This window comes from Klebsiella sp. NPDC088457 (genome assembly GCF_044900465.1).
Taxonomy (GTDB): Bacteria; Pseudomonadota; Gammaproteobacteria; order Enterobacterales; family Enterobacteriaceae; genus Klebsiella.
Genome location: NZ_JBJDNH010000034.1, coordinates 21,547 through 41,539, shown reverse-complemented (window position 1 = coordinate 41,539; position 19,993 = coordinate 21,547). Strand labels below are relative to the sequence as shown.

The 19,993-nt window shown below is 55.4% G+C and carries 14 protein-coding genes; 3 read left to right on the top strand and 11 right to left on the bottom strand.

Annotation, left to right across the window (positions count from 1 at the left end; translation table 11 throughout):
- Entirely contained in the window at nt 1-1,080 is a 1,080-nt protein-coding gene (gene glpQ, locus ACI2JR_RS19975) for a glycerophosphodiester phosphodiesterase (RefSeq protein WP_462479295.1), read from the top strand.
- A 62-nt stretch (nt 1,081-1,142) separates the two neighbouring features.
- On the opposite strand, the gene yfaE is transcribed toward glpQ, so the two are convergent.
- The 4 genes from yfaE to ubiG form a co-directional block, all read right to left on the bottom strand.
- Nucleotides 1,143-1,397 (bottom strand): class I ribonucleotide reductase maintenance protein YfaE, encoded by a 255-nt coding sequence (gene yfaE / locus ACI2JR_RS19970; protein WP_004201692.1) that lies wholly within the window; start codon nt 1,395-1,397, stop codon nt 1,143-1,145.
- A complete protein-coding gene (gene nrdB / locus ACI2JR_RS19965) occupies nt 1,397-2,527 on the bottom strand; it encodes a class Ia ribonucleoside-diphosphate reductase subunit beta (RefSeq protein WP_032686662.1) in 1,131 nt (376 codons plus the stop codon). The genes yfaE and nrdB overlap by 1 nt, the downstream gene beginning before the upstream one ends.
- A gap of 112 nt (nt 2,528-2,639) precedes the next feature.
- The gene (gene nrdA / locus ACI2JR_RS19960; protein WP_462479294.1) at nt 2,640-4,925 is read right to left on the bottom strand and encodes a class 1a ribonucleoside-diphosphate reductase subunit alpha; all 2,286 of its coding nucleotides are present in this window, start codon (nt 4,923-4,925) and stop codon (nt 2,640-2,642) included.
- Nucleotides 4,926-5,281: 356 nt separating this feature from the next.
- Nucleotides 5,282-6,010 carry a bifunctional 2-polyprenyl-6-hydroxyphenol methylase/3-demethylubiquinol 3-O-methyltransferase UbiG gene (gene ubiG, locus ACI2JR_RS19955; protein ID WP_132725589.1) on the bottom strand — a complete coding sequence of 243 codons (729 nt, stop codon included), beginning with the start codon at nt 6,008-6,010 and terminating at the stop codon, nt 5,282-5,284.
- Between the two features lie 260 nt (nt 6,011-6,270).
- Here ubiG and gyrA point away from each other — a divergent pair, with 260 nt between their 5' ends.
- Nucleotides 6,271-8,910 (top strand): DNA topoisomerase (ATP-hydrolyzing) subunit A, encoded by a 2,640-nt coding sequence (gene gyrA / locus ACI2JR_RS19950; protein ID WP_132725588.1) that lies wholly within the window; start codon nt 6,271-6,273, stop codon nt 8,908-8,910.
- Between the two features lie 48 nt (nt 8,911-8,958).
- On the opposite strand, the gene ACI2JR_RS19945 is transcribed toward gyrA, so the two are convergent.
- From ACI2JR_RS19945 to atoS, 6 genes are all read right to left on the bottom strand, one after another.
- Nucleotides 8,959-10,143, bottom strand: a complete 1,185-nt coding sequence (locus tag ACI2JR_RS19945; protein WP_462479293.1) for an acetyl-CoA C-acetyltransferase — start codon at nt 10,141-10,143, stop codon at nt 8,959-8,961.
- A 28-nt stretch (nt 10,144-10,171) separates the two neighbouring features.
- On the bottom strand, nt 10,172-11,494 hold the full coding sequence (locus ACI2JR_RS19940) for a TIGR00366 family protein (RefSeq protein ID WP_462479292.1): 1,323 nt from the start codon (nt 11,492-11,494) through the stop codon (nt 10,172-10,174).
- Nucleotides 11,491-12,141: a 3-oxoacid CoA-transferase subunit B gene (locus ACI2JR_RS19935; protein ID WP_462479291.1), complete on the bottom strand. Its 651-nt coding sequence runs from the start codon at nt 12,139-12,141 to the stop codon at nt 11,491-11,493. Before ACI2JR_RS19935 ends, ACI2JR_RS19940 begins: the two co-directional genes overlap by 4 nt.
- Before the next feature lie 2 nt (nt 12,142-12,143).
- Nucleotides 12,144-12,803: an acetate CoA-transferase subunit alpha gene (gene atoD / locus ACI2JR_RS19930; RefSeq protein ID WP_132725579.1), complete on the bottom strand. Its 660-nt coding sequence runs from the start codon at nt 12,801-12,803 to the stop codon at nt 12,144-12,146.
- 194 nt (nt 12,804-12,997) lie between these two features.
- Nucleotides 12,998-14,383, bottom strand: coding sequence for an acetoacetate metabolism transcriptional regulator AtoC (gene atoC, locus ACI2JR_RS19925; protein WP_462479290.1), 1,386 nt, complete (start codon nt 14,381-14,383; stop codon nt 12,998-13,000).
- The gene (gene atoS / locus ACI2JR_RS19920; protein WP_462479289.1) at nt 14,380-16,218 is read right to left on the bottom strand and encodes a two-component system sensor histidine kinase AtoS; all 1,839 of its coding nucleotides are present in this window, start codon (nt 16,216-16,218) and stop codon (nt 14,380-14,382) included. Before atoS ends, atoC begins: the two co-directional genes overlap by 4 nt.
- A 171-nt stretch (nt 16,219-16,389) precedes the next feature.
- On the opposite strand from atoS, the gene rcsC reads away from it, so the two are divergent.
- Complete coding sequence (rcsC, locus tag ACI2JR_RS19915) at nt 16,390-19,236, top strand: two-component system sensor histidine kinase RcsC (RefSeq protein WP_462479288.1); 2,847 nt, start codon at nt 16,390-16,392, stop codon at nt 19,234-19,236.
- Between the two features lie 92 nt (nt 19,237-19,328).
- Here rcsC and rcsB read toward each other — a convergent pair whose 3' ends face one another.
- Nucleotides 19,329-19,979 (bottom strand): response regulator transcription factor RcsB, encoded by a 651-nt coding sequence (rcsB, locus tag ACI2JR_RS19910; RefSeq protein WP_132725569.1) that lies wholly within the window; start codon nt 19,977-19,979, stop codon nt 19,329-19,331.
- Nucleotides 19,980-19,993: the final 14 nt, after the last annotated feature.

Below are 19,993 nucleotides of genomic sequence, written 5' to 3'. Positions count from 1 at the left end.
ATGAAAACGGCAATAACGACCTTGATGACCGGGATTTTACTGGCAGGTTGCACGCTAAGCTTTGCCGCGCTGGCAGGGGATAAGATAGTCATCGCCCACCGCGGCGCCAGCGGCTATCTGCCCGAGCATACGCTGCCGGCGAAAGCGATGGCCTATGCCCAGGGAGCCGATTATCTCGAGCAGGACCTGGTGATGACCAAAGACGATCGGCTGGTGGTGCTGCATGACCACTATCTCGATCGGGTCACCGATGTGGCGGAGAAATTCCCGCAGCGCGCGCGTCAGGATGGCCGCTTTTACGCGATCGACTTCACCCTGGCGGAGATCAAATCGCTGCGGTTCAGCGAAGGGTTCGAGCCTAAAGACGGTAAGCATGTACAGACCTTCCCGGGACGCTTTCCGATGGGAAAATCGGATTTCCGCGTTCATACCTTTGAAGAGGAGATTGAGTTCGTTCAGGGGTTGAATCATTCCACGGGGAAAAATATCGGTATCTACCCGGAGATTAAAGCGCCGTGGTTCCACCATCAGGAAGGCAAGGATATCGCCGCCAGCGTTCTGCAGGTGCTGAAGAAGTATGGTTACACCAGCAAGCGGGATAAAGTGTATCTGCAATGCTTTGATGCTAACGAGCTCAAGCGCATCAAGAACGAGCTGGAGCCGAAGATGGGGATGAACCTGAATCTGGTGCAGCTGATCGCTTACACCGACTGGAACGAAACCCAGCAGCGCCAGGCGGACGGCAAATGGGTTAACTACAGCTACGACTGGATGTTTAAGCCCGGCGCGATGGGGCAGATCGCACAATACGCCGACGGTATTGGCCCGGACTACCATATGCTGGTGGCGGCACAGGCCAGACCGGGCGAGGTGGCGTTGACCAATATGGTGCAAGAGGCGCATCAGCAGCATCTGGTGGTACACCCGTATACCGTGCGCGCCGACCAGCTGCCGGATTACGTCACCAATGTCGATCAGCTGTTCGACCTGCTGTACAACAAGGCCGGTGTCGATGGGCTGTTCAGCGACTTCCCGGATAAGGCGGTGCAGTTCCTGCAACAAGAGGGGGAACACCGCTAACCCGCGGTGTGAGCGGAAAACCTGTCCGCGCCGGCCGGCGCGGATGGGATTTCGCTAAGCGGCTACATCTCTATTTCGATATCACCCTTCGCCCGGCAGCAGCAGGGCAAAATTTCTCCCGGTTGGATAAACGCCAGCGGCTCGGTCAGCCAGTCAACCTGACCGGAGACCAGCCGCGTGCGGCAGGAACCACAATAGCCCGCGCGGCACTGATACTCCACGTCGATGTTATGTGATTCCAGGGCGGCCAACAGGGAAGGGTGTTCATCCTGACACTCCAGGCGAGTGTCAGAAATTTTCAAAAAAATGCGTTTCATCAGAGCTGGAAGTTGCTCAGATCGTCGGCATCGACTTCGGAATCGATCTGGCCGACCAGGTAGGAGCTGACCTCTACTTCCTGCGGCGCCACCTGCACGTTATCGGACACCAGCCAGGTGTTGATCCACGGAATCGGGTTGGAGCGGGTCTGGAAGGGCAGGTCGAGGCCTACCGCCTGCATGCGGATATTGGTGATGTATTCGACATACTGACAGAGAATATCTTTGTTCAGGCCAATCATCGAACCATCGCGGAACAGGTAATCCGCCCACTCTTTCTCCTGCTGTGCGGCCAGTACGAACAGATCGTAGCACTCCTGCTTACACTCTTCGGCAATTTCCGCCATCTCCGGGTCGTCTACGCCGGAACGCAGCAGGTTCAGCATATGCTGGGTGCCGGTCAAGTGCAGCGCTTCGTCACGGGCGATCAGCCGGATGATTTTGGCGTTGCCTTCCATCAGCTTACGTTCGGCGAACGCGAAGGAGCAGGCGAAGCTGACGTAGAAGCGGATCGCTTCCAGCGCGTTAACGCTCATCAGGCACAGGTAGAGTTTCTTTTTCAGCTCGCGCAGGTTGACGGTGATGGTTTTACCGTTGACGGTGTGCGTGCCTTCCCCCAGCAGATGCCAGTAGCTGGTCAGTTCGATCAGCGTGTCGTAATAGTGGGAAATACCTTCCGCTCGTTTCTGAATCTGCTCGTTAGTGACGATATCGTCAAAAACCATCGCCGGATCGTTGACGATGTTACGGATGATATGGGTGTAGGAGCGAGAGTGAATCGTCTCAGAGAACGCCCAGGTTTCAACCCAGGTTTCCAGTTCCGGGATCGAGATCAGCGGCAGCAGCGCCACGTTCGGGCTACGCCCCTGGATGGAGTCCAGCAGCGTCTGATACTTCAGATTGCTGATGAAAATATGTTTTTCATGTTCTGGCAGCGCCTGGTAATCGATACGGTCGCGGGAGACGTCAACCTCTTCCGGACGCCAGAAAAAGGAGAGCTGCTTTTCGATCAGCTTTTCGAAGATGTCATATTTTTGCTGATCGTAACGGGCCACGTTAACCGGCTGGCCAAAAAACATCGGCTCAAGCAGCTGATCGTTTTTTGTCTGTGAAAAAGTGGTATATGCCATTAAATGTGAGTCCTGTGGTGTTATTGCCCCTCACCCCGACCCTCTCCCGGAGGAGAGGGGGAAAATCGTACGGAGCTTTTAGGTTTCCTCGCTCGCCAGAGCGAGGAGGGGATCAGATCTTACACGCGCCGCTTTCGCAGCCGTCGTCCTGGATGGACGGCGCCATATCGTCTTGCGCATCTTCCGCGCCATCACGGGTGTTGTGATAGTACAGAGTTTTCACGCCGAATTTATAGGCATTGAGCAAGTCTTTCAGCAACTGCTGCATCGGGACTTTCCCGGACTGGAAACGCGTCGGGTCGTAGTTGGTGTTGGCGGAAATCGACTGATCGATAAACTTCTGCATGATGCCGACCAGCTGCAGATAGCCGTCATTGTTCGGCATTTCCCACAGCAGCTCGTAGCTGTTCTGCAGTTTTTCATAGTCCGGCACCACCTGACGCAGAATGCCGTCTTTCGAGGCTTTGATGCTCACGTGGCCGCGCGGCGGCTCAATCCCGTTGGTGGCGTTAGAGATCTGCGAAGAGGTCTCGGACGGCATCAGTGCGGAGAGGGTCGAGTTACGCAGACCGTGGGTTTTAATCGACTCACGCAGCGCTTCCCAATCGTAATGCAGCGGCTCGCTGACGATAGCGTCGAGATCCTTTTTATAGGTATCGATCGGCAGCACACCTTTGGCATAGGTGGTTTCGTTGAACCACGGGCACGCGCCTTGCTCAATCGCCAGCTCGTTAGAAGCTTTCAGCAGGTAGTACTGGATGGCTTCAAAGGTTTTATGCGTCAGGTTGTTGGCGCTACCGTCGGAGTAGCGTTTACCGTGTCTCGCCAGGTAGTAAGCGAAGTTGATCACCCCAATACCTAGGGTACGACGGCCCATCGCGCCGCGCTTGGCCGCCAGAATCGGGTAGTCCTGGTAATCCAGCAGGGCATCCAGCGCACGCACCGCCAGCACCGCCAGCTCTTCCAGCTCATCCAGGCTCTCAATGGCGCCAAGGTTGAAGGCGGACAGCGTACACAGCGCGATTTCGCCGTTTTCATCGTTGACATCGTCCAGCGGTTTGGTCGGCAGAGCGATTTCCAGGCACAGGTTGGACTGGCGAACCGGAGCGATAACCGGGTCAAACGGGCTGTGGGTGTTGCAGTGGTCAACGTTCTGAATGTAGATACGGCCGGTGGAGGCGCGTTCCTGCATCATCAGGGAGAACAGTTCAACGGCTTTAATCCGCTGTTTGCGAATGCTGTCGTCTTTTTCATACAGAGTGTACAGACGCTCGAACTCGTCCTGATCGGCGAAGAAGGCATCATACAGGCCCGGGACGTCAGACGGGCTGAACAGGGTGATGTCTTCGCCTTTCAGCAGACGGGTGTACATCAGTTTGTTGATCTGTACGCCGTAATCCATGTGGCGAACGCGGTTTGCGTCGGTACCGCGGTTGTTTTTCAGCACCAGCAGGGTTTCAACTTCCAGGTGCCACATCGGGTAGAACAGCGTCGCCGCACCGCCGCGTACGCCGCCCTGCGAGCAGGACTTCACCGCGGTCTGGAAGTGCTTGTAGAACGGGATACAGCCGGTGTGGAACGCTTCACCGCCGCGAATCGGGCTGCCCAGCGCACGGATGCGGCCGGCGTTAATCCCGATACCGGCGCGCTGAGAAACGTATTTCACGATGGCGCTGGAGGTGGCGTTGATGGAGTCCAGGCTATCGCCGCACTCGATCAGCACGCAGGAGCTGAACTGACGGGTTGGGGTACGCACGCCGGACATAATCGGCGTCGGCAGCGAGATTTTGAACGTGGATACGGCGTCGTAGAAACGCTTGATGTAATCCAGGCGCGTCGCGCGCGGGTAGTTGGAGAACAGGCAGGCGGCGACCAGAAAATAGAGGAACTGGGCGCTTTCAGAAATTTCGCCGGTCACGCGGTTCTGCACCAGATATTTGCCTTCCAGCTGTTTAACGGCAGCGTAGGAGAAGCTCATATCGCGATCGTGCACGATGAACGAGTCCATCTGCTTGAACTCTTCTTCCGTGTAGTCTTCCAGCAGATGCGTGTCGTATTTACCGTTCTTCACCATTTTAGTGACGTGGTCATACAGTGCCGGCGGCTCAAACTGGCCGTAGGCTTTTTTACGCAGGTGGAAAATCGCCAGGCGCGCGGCAAGATACTGGTAATCCGGCGCATCGCGGGAGATCAGGTCCGCAGCCGCCTTAATGATGGTTTCGTGAATATCGGCGGTTTTGATACCGTCGTAGAACTGAATGTGGGAGCGCAGTTCTACCTGAGAAATCGAAACGTTATTCAGTCCTTCTGCCGCCCAATCCAGTACACGATGGATTTTGTCGAGATTAATGCGCTCGGTGCTACCGTCGCGCTTTGTCACCAGCAGACTCTGATTCATGTGGATTATACCTGTCCGTGAGAGAAAATATCCCCCGTTTATCCACAGACCGTCGTTGTGACTAACTCTGTGGATAAATACTATATATAGGGGGTTGTAGATAAAAGAAACGCTATATGGTGAGTATTTTAGTAAGGATTCTTTTGAGTACAAGGGTTGATTTTGACGTTAATTTGAGGTTGCACAAGCGTAATAATCGCCTGGCCCACGTCGCATAAGGCCTGGCGAAGATGTCAATAAACTGGAAAATAAAAATGAAAATTTGATCGAGTGCTGATTTCTTCAACGGATGTAAAAATTACGCGGCTTGATGCCGCGCAATCATCACCGGATCGTCATATGAAAAACTGCTGACGTTATGCGTTTTTCGCGGTTGTATGCAACATATAGTTAACATCAACGCCGGGCGCCAGCTTGAAAGTATTGGTCAACGGATTGTAATGCAGACCGGTAATATGCTGCTCTTTCAGATTAGTCTGATCAACCCAGCCGATCAGCTCTGACGGCTTAATAAACTTCTTCACGTCATGGGTGCCCTTCGGCACCATTTTCATCACGTACTCTGCGCCGACGACCGCCATCAGCCACGCTTTCCCGTTACGATTAATGGTGGAAAAGAACACCTGGCCGCCGGGCTTCACCAGCCGCGCGCAGGCATGCACCACCGATTGCGGGTCGGGAACGTGCTCGAGCATCTCCATACAGGTCACCACATCGTACTGCTGCGCGTGCTTCGCCGCGTGTTCTTCTACCGTCTCCTGGACGTATTCCACCTGTACGCCGCTTTCCAGCGCGTGGAGCTTTGCCACCTGCAGCGGTTCAAAGCCCATGTCGAGCCCGGTCACCGTCGCACCTTCGCGCGCCATGCTTTCTGCCAGGATGCCGCCGCCGCAGCCGACATCGAGCACCTTCTTGCCAAACAGACCGCCGGAACGCTCGGCAATATAGCCAAGACGCAGCGGGTTGATGCGATGTAATGGTTTGAACTCGCCCTCTAAATCCCACCAGCGCGAGGCGACGGCTTCAAATTTAGCGATTTCATGGTGATCAACGTTGTGGGCCACCGGCTGTTTTTCGGCATTCATGGGCGCTCTTACTCCTTTTCTGTTCAGACCGGCGAGTATATCAGTTGGCCGCCATGAATAAACCGTATATACCCATCGCCTTTCGCCGCGCCCGTTCATTAGCCCGGGAATCACTGACTAAAGTCAGCTCAGCAGGACTCCGGCATTTGCCGGCCTGACGCAGCGCGAAATTCATTGGGTATAGGTTTACCCGTATCACCGTGGCTGTGTTATAATTTGCGACCTTTGAATCCGGGATACAGTAGAGGGATAGCGGTTAGATGAGCGACCTTGCGAGAGAAATTACACCGGTCAACATTGAGGAAGAGCTTAAGAGCTCGTATCTGGATTATGCGATGTCGGTCATTGTTGGCCGTGCGCTGCCGGATGTCCGAGATGGCCTGAAACCGGTACACCGTCGCGTACTTTACGCCATGAACGTATTGGGCAATGACTGGAACAAAGCCTATAAAAAATCCGCCCGTGTCGTTGGTGACGTCATCGGTAAATACCACCCTCATGGTGATACCGCCGTTTATGACACCATTGTCCGTATGGCGCAGCCATTCTCCTTGCGTTATATGCTGGTCGATGGCCAGGGTAACTTCGGTTCTGTCGATGGCGACTCCGCCGCAGCGATGCGTTATACGGAAATCCGTATGTCGAAAATCGCCCACGAGCTGATGGCCGACCTGGAAAAAGAGACGGTTGATTTCGTTGATAACTATGACGGTACGGAGCGCATCCCTGACGTCATGCCGACCAAAATCCCTAACCTGCTGGTAAACGGTTCGTCCGGTATCGCAGTCGGGATGGCGACCAACATTCCGCCACACAACCTGACGGAAGTGATCAACGGCTGCCTGGCCTATATCGACGATGAAGATATCTCCGTCGAAGGGCTGATGGAACACATCCCGGGGCCGGACTTCCCGACCGCCGCCATTATTAATGGTCGTCGTGGTATTGAGGAAGCTTACCGTACCGGTCGCGGTAAAATTTATATCCGCGCCCGCGCTGAGGTGGAAACCGATGCCAAAACGGGTCGTGAAACCATCATCGTGCACGAAATTCCGTATCAGGTGAACAAAGCGCGCCTGATTGAGAAAATTGCCGAGCTGGTGAAAGACAAACGCGTTGAAGGTATCAGCGCGCTGCGTGACGAGTCTGATAAAGACGGGATGCGCATCGTGATTGAAGTGAAGCGCGATGCGGTGGGTGAAGTGGTTCTCAACAACCTCTATTCCCAGACGCAGCTGCAGGTCTCCTTCGGCATTAACATGGTTGCGTTGCACCATGGTCAGCCGAAAATCATGAACCTGAAAGATATCCTTTCAGCGTTCGTGCGCCACCGTCGTGAAGTGGTGACGCGTCGTACCATTTTCGAACTGCGTAAAGCTCGCGATCGTGCGCATATCCTGGAAGCGCTGGCGATTGCGCTGGCCAACATCGATCCGATCATCGAGCTTATCCGCCGTGCGCCAACGCCTGCGGAAGCCAAAGCCGGCCTGATTGCTCGCCCATGGGATCTGGGTAACGTGGCGGCGATGCTGGAACGCGCCGGTGATGATGCTGCGCGTCCGGAGTGGCTGGAGCCAGAGTTCGGCGTGCGCGACGGTCAATACTATCTGACCGAACAGCAGGCGCAGGCGATTCTGGATCTGCGTTTGCAGAAACTAACCGGCCTTGAGCACGAAAAACTGCTCGACGAATATAAAGAGCTGCTGGAACAGATTGCTGAGCTGCTGCATATCCTCGGCAGCGCCGATCGTCTGATGGAAGTGATTCGCGAAGAGCTGGAAGCCATGCGCGAGCAGTTCGGCGATCAGCGTCGTACCGAAATCACCGCCAACACCGCGGATATCAACATCGAAGATCTGATCAACCAGGAAGATGTGGTGGTCACCCTGTCTCACCAGGGCTATGTGAAGTATCAGCCGCTGACCGACTATGAGGCGCAGCGCCGCGGTGGCAAAGGTAAATCAGCCGCCCGTATTAAAGAAGAAGACTTTATCGACCGCCTGCTGGTGGCCAATACCCATGACACGATCCTCTGCTTCTCGAGCCGTGGTCGCCTGTACTGGATGAAGGTCTATCAGCTGCCGGAAGCCAGCCGTGGGGCGCGCGGGCGTCCAATCGTCAACCTGCTGCCGCTGGAAGCCAACGAACGTATCACCGCCATTCTGCCGGTACGCGAGTACGAAGAGGGCGTGAACGTCTTTATGGCGACCGCCAGCGGTACCGTGAAGAAAACCGCGCTGACCGAGTTCAGCCGTCCGCGTTCAGCCGGTATTATTGCCGTTAACCTGAATGAAGGCGATGAACTGATTGGCGTTGACCTGACTAACGGTAACGACGAAGCGATGCTGTTCTCCGCGGCCGGCAAAGTGGTGCGCTTTAAAGAGAGCGCGGTCCGCGCGATGGGCCGTACGGCAACCGGCGTTCGCGGTATTAAGCTGGCCGGTGAAGATAAAGTGGTCTCGCTGATTATTCCGCGCGGCGAAGGGGCGATCTTGACCGTTACGCAGAATGGTTACGGTAAACGTACGGCGGCGGAAGAGTATCCGACCAAGTCTCGTGCGACCCAGGGCGTTATCTCCATCAAGGTCACCGAACGTAATGGTTCCGTGGTCGGTGCGGTGCAGGTTGATGATTGCGATCAGATCATGATGATCACCGATGCTGGCACCCTGGTGCGTACTCGCGTATCGGAAGTTAGCATCGTCGGTCGTAACACTCAGGGCGTTATTCTGATTCGTACTGCGGAAGACGAAAACGTCGTGGGTCTGCAGCGCGTGGCTGAGCCGGTTGATGACGAAGAGCTGGATGCCATCGATGGCAGCGTTGCGGAAGGCGATGATGATATCGCGCCGGAAACCGACGCTGATGCCGATGATGACATCGCCGAAGATGAAGAATAATCTGCGGTAGCTGTGCGAAGAGGGCCGGGGGGATACCCCGGCCTTTTTTTAATTCATTCTTTCGACAATCATGGCAATTCCCTGGCCGCCGCCAATACACAGCGTTGCCAGCCCGAGCGTTTTATCCCGCGCAGAGAGGGCATGCAGCAGCGTCACCAGGATTCGCGCGCCGCTGGCGCCAATAGGGTGCCCAAGCGCGATAGCCCCGCCGTTGACGTTCACTTTCTGCCGATCAAAGCCGAGCGTTTTCCCGACGGCAAGGAACTGTGCCGCAAATGCCTCATTGGCTTCAATCAGATCGATATCAGAAAGCTGTAGTCCGCACTGTTGCAGCGCCTTTTGCGTGGCGGGAACCGGCCCCATGCCCATCAGCGCCGGAGCGACGCCGCAGCTGGCATAGGCTTTGATACGGGCAAGGGGTTTAAGCCCCGCCGCCAGCGCCGCCGCTTCCTCCATCACTACCAGGGCCGCCGCACCGTCGTTGATCCCTGAGGCGTTACCGGCGGTTACGGTACCTGCTTTATCGAAGGCCGGGCGCAACGCGGCGAGACCTTCCGTCGTGGAGTCGGCTTTGGGGAATTCATCGCGGTCAAAAACAACGGTTTTCTTGCGCGATACCACGTTGACGGGGACGATTTCCGCCTGAAATGCACCATTCTCGATAGCCGTGATCGCCTTAAGCTGCGATTGCAGTGAAAGTTCATCCTGCATCTCCCGGCTGATGCCGTACTCCCGGGCGACATTTTCGGCAGTGATGCCCATATGATAGCCGTGCGTAGCGCAGATCAGGCCGTCGCGGAGAATAACGTCGGATAGCTCTCCGTCGCCGAGACGATAGCCCCAGCGGGCTTTCGCGCCCAGCAGGTACGGCGCCAGGCTCATGTTCTCCATACCGCCCGCCACTATCGCCTGCGCCTGTCCAGCCTGAATCGCCTGGGCAACAAGCGCGACGCTTTTAAGACCGGAGCCGCAAACCTTGTTCACGGTAAAACCGCAGACCGTTTCGGCGAGACCGCTTTTCAACAGAGCCTGGCGCGCCGGGTTTTGTCCAAGCCCGGCCTGCAGCACGTTCCCCATAATGACTTCATCAACCCGCAGTGGATCGAGCTGGGCGCGTTCGAGAACGGCTTTAATCACGATTGCTCCAAGATCTATCGCGCTGGTGGTTGCTAGCGCGCCATTAAAGCTGCCGATGGCGGTACGTGCCGCACTGACGATGACACAATTTTTCATCTTCTGTTCCTTAAAGTGAGGGTTGCCGTCAGAACAAGGTCAAACCAATGACAAAAATGACGCCGGAGAAGAGCAGGGCGGTGATGCAGTACCCCATAATGTCGCGTACCCCCAGTCCGGCAATGGCCAGCGCAGGTAGCGCCCAGAACGGTTGCGCCATGTTCATCCACTGTTCGCCGTAGGCGATTGCCATCACCGATTTACCGAGATCGGCCCCTAGCGCCTGGGCCGCAGGCATAACGAACGGTCCCTGGATTACCCAGTGGCCGCCGCCCGAGGGAACGGCAAAGTTAATCAGCGCAGAGCTAAAGAAGGTCATTACCGGGAAGGTGTCTTTATTGGCAACGTTAATGAAGAATTCCGTGATAAGGCCGCCGAGACCGGAATGTTCCATCATCAGTTGGATCCCGGCATAAAAGGGAAACTGCACCAGAATTCCGGCGGTACTACGTACCGCGGCGCTGATGGCGCGCATATAGGCCATCGGCGTCTTGTGCAGCAGCAGGCCGGCAATCATAAACATCAGATTGACGGTATTGATGGTGATGTTAAATCCCTTCTCAGCGAAATAGAGTGCGAGGTAAGCAATGCCCAGCGCGCCAACGATCAATGCCAGGATACGGCTCTCCTCCAGCCGTTCCGATGGCGGAGCATCAGCCGGCAATTTCTTCTGAAAATCGGCCTCTTCCAGCAGCAATGCCGGATCGATACTGACCACGTCCGACGGTTTTGGCGTCATCATCCGGGTAATGAATGGCATCACCACGATCAGTCCGAGCGTGATAAAGATGTTGAATCTGGTGAACAGGGTATCGCCGACCGGGATTAATCCGGCGATATGTTCGACCGGGTTGCCCGGCGTGGCCGCCAGCAGAGGCATGGATCCAGAGAAGCCGCCGCCCCAGGTGAGAAACCCGATATAGGCGCAGGCAATCAGTAGCGGATAGTCGGAACCGGGCACCCGACGAGCGACTTCGCGGGCAAACATCGCCCCGACCACCAGGCCGAAGCCCCAGTTGATTACGCAGGCGACCGAGCCAAAGAAGGTGACCAGCATCACGCCCTGGGCCGGCGTTTTGGCTGCTGAGGCGGCGGTACGCAGCAGGCTTTTTACCGGTCCTGAGCTTGCCAGGGCATGACCTGTGACAATAATCAGCGCCATTTGCATACCGAAAGCCAGCAGATTCCAGAAACCGTCGCCCCATAGTTTCACCATGCTGACTGGCGTTTGCGGCGTGAGCCAGAGCGCAATGGCAAAGGTCAGCAGAGTTAACAGCATGGCAAAGATCAGAGGATCGGGAAGCCAGCGGCTGACGATACGCGTCATAAAACGCGAGATACGGCCAATCATGCGTCACCTCGTTGTATTAGCAGGTCCGCGGCGATGGCGAAATGTGCTTCGGTTTTTGCGTGCAGGGTGTCGAGGCCGCATCCTTCGACGATTTCGGTGAGCCACATCTTGCCGTCAATAAAGCGGAACACCGCAAGCTCGGTCACCAGCATGTGCACCGCATGTTGTGCGGTAAGCGGCATCGTACATTGGCGCAGAATCTTCGCCGAACCATCTTTGGCGCAATGTTCCATTGCGATAATGACTTTGCGTGCGCCGGTAACCAGATCCATTGCGCCGCCCATACCGGGCACCATTTTGCCGGGGACCACCCAGTTGGCGAGGTTAGCCTGCTCATCTACCTGCAGTCCGCCAAGAACGCAGGCATCAACATGACCGCCGCGAATTAGCGAGAAGGACATCGCGCTGTCGAACATCGCCGCGCCGGGCAAAATCCCGCAGGGTTGCCCGCCTGCGTTTACCAGATCGGGATGGACTGTGGTCACCGGCCCCAGACCCAGAAAACCGTTCTCGGATTGCAGCGTGATGTGAATGTCGTTCGGCAGGAAGTTTGCCACCATTGTTGGCAGGCCAATGCCGAGGTTAACGATGTCGCCATCGCGAAGTTCTTGCGCCACGCGGCGCGCGATACGTTGTTTAGCATCCATGATTATTTCTCCTGCGGCATGAGGATATGGTCGATAACGGCGCCAGGGGTCACGATCTGGTCAGGTTGGAGCGCGCCGGTGTCGACCAGTTCATCGGGTTCAGCCAGCGCAATGTCGGCTGCGAGAGCAATAAGCGGGTTGAAATTGCGGGCGCTGAGTCGGTAGGTGAGGTTGCCAGATGAGTCGGCTTGATGGGCGCGGATAAGCGCCAGATCCGCACGTAAAGGGCGTTCCAGGAGCCAGGTTTTGCCGTCAAGAGTGAGGGTCTGCTTACCCTCCTCTACGACGGTACCGACGCCGGTTGCCGTCAAAAAGCCGCCGAGGCCTGCGCCGCCGCAGCGGATTTGTTCAATCAGGGTACCTTGCGGAACCAGCTGAACCTCCATCTCTTCGGCAATCATGCGGCGACCCGTTTCGGGATTGGTGCCAATATGGGAAGCGATAACTTTGCTAACCCGGCCATTGACGATCAGTGGACCAATGCCGGTATCAACGAATGCAGTATCGTTGGCAATGAGGGTGAGATCTCTGACGCCGGATTCAAGTAACGCCGCGACAAGGCGGGGCGGGGTGCCAACCCCCATAAAGCCACCAACCATAATGGTCATGCCGTCACGAAAGAAGCCAGAGGCGTCCTGTAAGGTAATCAGTTTATTTTTCATTGTGTTTCCCTTTTGCATACTCCGTGTTGGGTACACCAAGGGGATAGCAAGCGGGGTGCCAGAGTTGGAATTTGAAGTGGTTTTTATTAATTGATTGAATTTAAAGGTTTGTTTGGCTTTTTTGTCGATGGTGACGGCGGAAACTATGCAGGATTTTGCGCACTGTGCAAAATCCTGCATAGCAGATTTTGGTATTAGATACCCGCCGGGTCGATATCGTACTCCTGCAGTTTATACATCAAGGCACGTCGGCTGATACCCAGCATTAATGCGGTGCGGGTGCGATTTCCCTCCTGCTGTTCGAGCACCTCAAGAATGATCCGTTTCTCTTCACGCTTGATCTCCTCTTTCAGATTTCGTTCTCCCGCCTGCGCCGGCTTCATTTCCGTCGTCGTGCTGATGGGATGACGGAACTGAGCGGGTAAGTCTTCGGCGAAAATGACCGCGCCGGTGCTCATCACCACCGCGCGTTCAATGACGTTGGATAGCTCGCGGATATTGCCCGGCCATGGCCAGGTGGCGAGCAGCGAGAGCGCCGCCGGGTCAATCTCAATGATATCGCGCTGATTTTCCGAACTGAATTTCTGCAGAAAATGGTTGGCCAGCAGGGCGATATCTTCTCGCCGCTCTCTTAGCGGCGGCAGCATCAGATGAATCACATTCAGGCGGTAAAACAGGTCTTCGCGAAAACGGCCTTCTTTCACCATCGCCTGTAGATCCCGGTTGGTGGCGGCGATAATGCGAATATCGACCTTAATGGTTTGATGTCCGCCAATGCGCTCAAATTCTCTTTCCTGCAGAATGCGCAGTAGTTTAGCCTGGAGGATCGGCGGCATTTCGCCAATCTCATCGAGTAACAGCGTTCCCCGATGCGCTCGTTCAAACAGTCCCTGACGTAGGGTCTGCGCGCCGGTAAAAGCGCCTTTTTCATGACCAAAGAGCTCGCTTTCCAGTAATGATTCCGGTAAAGCGGCGCAGTTAATCTTGATAAACGGGCCGTTTGAGCGGCGGGAATTATAGTGAATCGCGCGGGCGATCAGCTCTTTCCCGGTCCCGCTTTCGCCGCTAACCAGTACGCTGGCCTGCGAGAGGGCGATTTTGGCCGTGTCTTTGCAGATATCCATCATTGCCGGGCTGTTCGTCAGAATATGCCCCCACTGCCAGCTGGTGCTCAGCGCCTTATGCAGGCTGCGGATCTCTTGCTTCATCGCCTGAAGCTGTAGCGCTCGTTGAATCACTAAGGTTAGTTCGTCAAGATCGAAAGGTTTGATCACATAATCGAATGCTCCGCTGCGTAAGGCTTCTACTGCCGTCTCCACTTCCGCATAGGCGGTCATCAAAATGATGGGGATCCCTGGCTCCATCGCCCGCATGGCTTTCAGCGCCGCGATACCGTCCATTTCCGGCATCCGAATATCCATCAACACCACATCTGGCTGCGTTTGAGCAAAGGTTCGTAGCGCGTCCTGGCCATTACTAACGGAGTGCGTTTCGTGTCCCTGTAAGGAAAATGCCGTAGTCAACATTCGGCGAACGTTCTCTTCGTCATCAACGATGAGAATACGGTAGGTGGATTTCATACGCGCGGGTTCTCCCGGGGATTGAGCGGTAAAATAAGGGTGAAGGTTGTACCGCATCCTGGCGTGCTGGTAACGCGGATATCTCCTTGATGTGCATTGATGATCCGCTGGCTCAGCGCCAGCCCAAGACCGGTACCTGAGGCTTTGGTCGTGAAAAAGGGGTCAAATATCTTTTTTTGCAGTGCGAGATCAATACCGCAACCATCATCCTTAATCGCGACCGCCAGCTGCGTTGGCGTGTATTGCCACGTTCGAATGCGAATTTCCCCTCGTGCCCCTATTGCCTGTACCGCATTAATCAACAGATTGAGGAGTACCTGCTTAAGCAATTCACGATCCGCGACGATCGCGGGTTGGTTGGCGTCAAATTGCGTAACGAAGGTGATTCTGGCCTGCACGCCGGAGGTTTGTACCAGAATCAACGCCTCTTCAATCAGGGCGTTCAGATGGATTTTTTGCCATTGGCTTTGCCGGGGCCGGGAGAAAGCCAGCAGCTGTTGGATGACCTTATTGATTGAATCAATTTCATTGAGCACGATAGATAAATATTCTTGATGCACGGGCAGGGGAGTTTGCTGGAGGATGATTTGCACGTAGCCACGGATTGCCGTCAGCGGGTTCCGGACTTCATGAGCCACGCCGGCCATTAATTCGCCCAGGGTGGCGAGCCTCTCCGTTTGGGTCAGCCGGCGCTGCGCCTCTTTACGGGCCGTCAAATCAGAAAAAATAACCAGCGCGCCGATCAACTCGCCCCGCGCGTTGTGGATTCGGCTGGTCGTCACGCTAAGTTCAATAGTGCGGTCGCGCGCCGGAAAACTGACCTCCTGAGCGAGATGCTCAATGCCGTGCGCCAGCGTGTCGAGAACGGGGCTACGGAAATGCGGATCGGTAAACAGAGTGGCATACGGTTGCCCGACCAGTTCATGCTGCTTATAGCCGGTAATCTGTTCTGCTGCGGGATTGATCGTCGTGACATCGCCCTGTCTGTCGATGGCGATAACCCCGTCGGCGGCGTTTTCTATGATCAGATCGTTAAGGGTTTTGGTCTCGCGTAGCGTTTGCGCCAACGCATTTACGCTACGGCTAATTTGTCCCAGTTCGCCTGGCAGATTGGGTAATCGCGTAGGGTTATTCTGCGCAAGGGTGGAGAGACTGTCGGTGATAATATCAATGTTGGCACTGAATCGCCGTGAAAAGAGGACAATCAGCAGCAGGCTACTCATCAATCCCACCGCCAGGACTGCAATAATCCGGACGTCCATCTTCCATGCCTGCTGGCGAATATCTTCTGTCAGCTCATTGGCCCAGATATAGCCGATGACTTCACCATGCCGTTCGATTGGAATCATGGAGTTGAGAATATCGCCGCGAACCTGCTTGCCAGAAAATACCAGCGGAGCGTTGGTGTTCATGACCCTACGGCCAGGATGCTCTGCTGTAATGGTGATGCCGACGGTGTCCTGAAAAAGTTGTGCGGGAGCATACGTGATAATGGCATCCAGCGCCTTATTGTAATACCCTGCGCCGATACCGGGGAAGGCATCAGTAATACGTTCGGTAATGGGACCTAGCTCATGATTAAGAGCCCGGATGCGTTCATCACGGGGTAAATGGCTATAGTGATTAAAGCGATCGGCCAGAGCAGTATTCAGCAGGTTAACGACGGCTGAGAGTTTTTTCTCTTTTTCAGATAAGACTGCTGAACGGCCCTCTGTTTCTACGATATAACCAATAGCGATTATCGGTATGCAAACCATCAGTATAGCCATCAGAATCATTTGGTTTCGCAAACGCCGAGGATAGATCCGGCGTATTATCCCTTTTAGATAGCGCATGCTGATGTCCATGTTGAATGTTTTTCAGGCAAACGCCTATTATCGAGGGGGAGGCCGCAGGTTTCTCGGCGGTGTATCATATTCCCGTAAAGAGAGAGCATTGCGACGTCGGTCATTTACCGCTACCTTAACCCCATTCTGTTGAGTCCCTGACGGCCGAGTATCGCCACATTGAAATATCTTGCCTCTTTTCATACCACGCTAAAGGTTTCACGCTACCTGTTCCGGGCGCTGGCGGTACTGCTCTGGATGCTGATCGCTTTCGTCTCCGTGTTTTATATCGTCAATGCCCTGCATGATAGAGAGTCGGAAATCCGTCAGGAATTTAATCTCAATGCCGATCAGGCGCAACGCTATATCCAGCGGACCGCAGACGTTATTAAAGAGTTGAAATACGTCGCCGGTAACCGGCCGCTCAGCGGCGGTGAGAGCACGGCTTCGTCTGTGCCGAATGGCAGCATCGCCGTGCCCGATTTCGAACCGCTGTATCCCGATTCGGATTGTGGAACCATGGGCACCACCTGGCACAATTCTTTGCAGTCGCTGGCGTGGTTTATGCGCTACTGGCGCGATAATTTTTCCGCCGCCTATGATCTGAACCGCATCTTTTTGATCGGGAGCGATAATCTGTGTATGGCCAACTTTGGCCTGCGCGAAATGCCGCTCGAGCGCGATCAGGCGCTGAAGGTTCTGCACCAGCGCATCGAACAGTATCGCGATGCGCCGCAAAACGAGCGCGGCAGCAATCTGTTCTGGATAAGCCAGGGCGTGCGCCCGGGAGTGGGGTATTTTTACGCGCTGACGCCGGTGTATATGGCAAACCGTCTGCAGGCGATGTTGGGCATTGAGCAAACGATCCGGATGGAGAGCTTCTTCACGCCGGGCAGTCTGCCGATGAGCGTCACCATTCTCGACGACAACGGGCAGCCGTTAATTTCGCTTGCCGGGGCGGATAACAAAATTAAGAGTGAAGCCCGGTGGATGCAGGAGCGGGTCTGGTTTGGCTACACCGCCGGTTTTCGCGAGCTGGCGCTGAAGAAGAGCCTGCCGCCGTCGTCATTGAGCATTGTCTATTCGGTGTCGGTCGATCAGGTGCTCGAACGTATCCGGATGCTGATCATCAACGCGATTATCCTCAATATCCTGACCGGGGTGATTCTGTTCGCTCTGGCGCGGATGTATGAACGGCGGATCTTTATCCCGGCGGAAAACGACGCCCAGCGGCTGGAGGAGCATGAGCAGTTCAACCGTAAAATCGTCGCGTCGGCGCCGGTCGGCATTTGCATTCTGCGCACGCTCGATGGCACCAATATCCTGAGCAATGAGCTGGCGCATAACTACCTCAACATGTTGACCCATGAGGACCGACAGCGGCTAACGCAGATAATCTGCGGCCAGCAGGTTAACTTTGTGGATGTGTTGACCAGCAACAACACCAACCTGCAAATCAGCTTTGTGCATTCGCGCTATCGCAACGAAAACGTCGCTATCTGCGTGCTGGTGGACGTCAGCGCGCGCGTCAAAATGGAAGAGTCGTTGCAGGAAATGGCGCAGGCCGCGGAGCAGGCCAGCCAGTCGAAATCGATGTTCCTCGCCACCGTCAGCCATGAATTACGCACGCCGCTGTACGGGATTATCGGTAACCTCGATCTCCTGCAAACCAAAGAGTTACCGAAGGGCGTCGACAGGCTGGTAACGGCGATGAATAACTCTTCCAGCCTGCTGCTGAAGATCATCAGCGATATCCTCGACTTCTCGAAAATTGAGTCCGAGCAGCTGAAAATTGAACCCGGTGAGTTTTCTCCCCGCGAGGTGATGAACCATATCTCTGCCAACTATCTGCCGCTGGTGGTGCGTAAACAGCTGGGACTGTACTGCTTTATAGAGCCCGACGTCCCGCAGCTGATGTCCGGCGATCCGATGCGTCTGCAGCAGGTCATTTCTAACCTGCTCAGTAACGCCATCAAATTTACCGACACCGGTTGTATTATTCTGCATGTCCAGTGCGCCGGGGATTATCTGCAAATTAGCGTGCGTGATACCGGGGAAGGGATCCCGGCGAAAGAGGTGGTGCGCCTGTTTGATCCTTTCTTCCAGGTCGGGACCGGCGTACAGCGTAATTTCCAGGGGACCGGTCTGGGGCTGGCGATCTGCGAAAAGCTGATCAGCATGATGGATGGCGATATTGCCGTCGAAACCGAACCGGGGATGGGCAGCCGTTTCACCATTCGTATCCCGCTATATGGGGTGCAAAACCGCTCGCCGCTGATAGCGGAAGGGCTGGCGGAAAAATGCTGCTGGCTGGCGATACACAATACGTCGCTGGCGTTGTTTATTACGTCGCTACTCAGACACCACGGCATCCAGGCGCATGTCTATGACGGGCAGCCGTCGGGGGCGGATGATATTTTGCTGACCGATGATGAGCCGGACGCGCGCTGGCAGGGCGGTGCGGCGGTGATTTTCTGCCGCCGCCATATTGGTATTCCGCTGGAGCGCGCGCCGGGTGAATGGATCCATAGCGTGACCACGCCGCATGAGCTGTTGCCGCTGCTGGGACGCATCTTCAGTATTGCCGTGACGAGCCCCGAGCATGGGCCTGCGCTGTCGGCGCCGGAAACGCAGCTCGCCAATAATGATGACATGATGATCCTGGTGGTAGACGATCATCCGATCAACCGCCGGCTGCTGGCTGACCAGCTTGGTTCGCTGGGATACCAGTGCGTGACCGCCAACGATGGGGTCGATGCGCTGGGCGTGCTGAGTAAACAGCATATCGATATCGTATTGAGCGATGTCAACATGCCAAACATGGACGGCTATCGTCTGACGCAGCGTATCCGCCAGCTGGAGATGACGCTACCGGTTATCGGAGTGACCGCCAACGCGCTGGCCGAAGAGAAACAGCGCTGCCTGGAATCCGGAATGGATAGCTGTCTGTCGAAACCGGTGACCCTGGATATCCTTAAACAAACCCTGGCGCTGTATGCCGCGCGGGTGCGCAAGAGCAGGGAATAGACCGGGGAATTTCCCGGCGGCGCGGGGCGCGCTCGTCCGGGATCTCTTCTGGCCAGGATCGGGCGCGGGGCGCCGCCGTCCGGGCGGGAACGTTACTCTTTGTCGCTGGCGCTCAGAGAAACGGAAGAAAGGTAGTTCAGCAGGGCGATATCGTTTTCCACGCCCAGTTTCATCATCGCCGATTTCTTCTGGCTACTGATGGTTTTAATGCTGCGGTTGAGCTTTTTGGCAATCTCCGTCACCAGGAAACCTTCGGCGAACAGGCGCAGCACTTCGCTCTCTTTTGGCGACAGGCGTTTATCGCCGTAGCCACTGGCGCTGATTTTTTCCAGCAAGCGTGAGACGCTTTCCGGGGTGAATTTTTTGCCTTTCTGCAGCGCGGCCAGCGCTTTTGGCAGATCGGTCGGCGCGCCCTGTTTCAGCACGATCCCTTCGATATCCAGATCCAGCACCGCGCTGAGAATCGCCGGGTTGTTGTTCATTGTCAGAACGATGATCGACAGATCCGGGAAATGGCGCTTGATGTATTTGATCAAGGTGATCCCGTCGCCATATTTGTCGCCGGGCATCGACAGGTCGGTAATCAGAACGTGTGCGTCTAATTTAGGCAGATTGTTGATCAGGGCCGTGGAGTCTTCAAATTCGCCAACAACGTTTACCCACTCGATTTGCTCGAGTGATTTACGAATACCGAACAGTACGATCGGATGGTCATCGGCAATAATTACGTTCATAGTGTTCATGTATTAGGCTACCT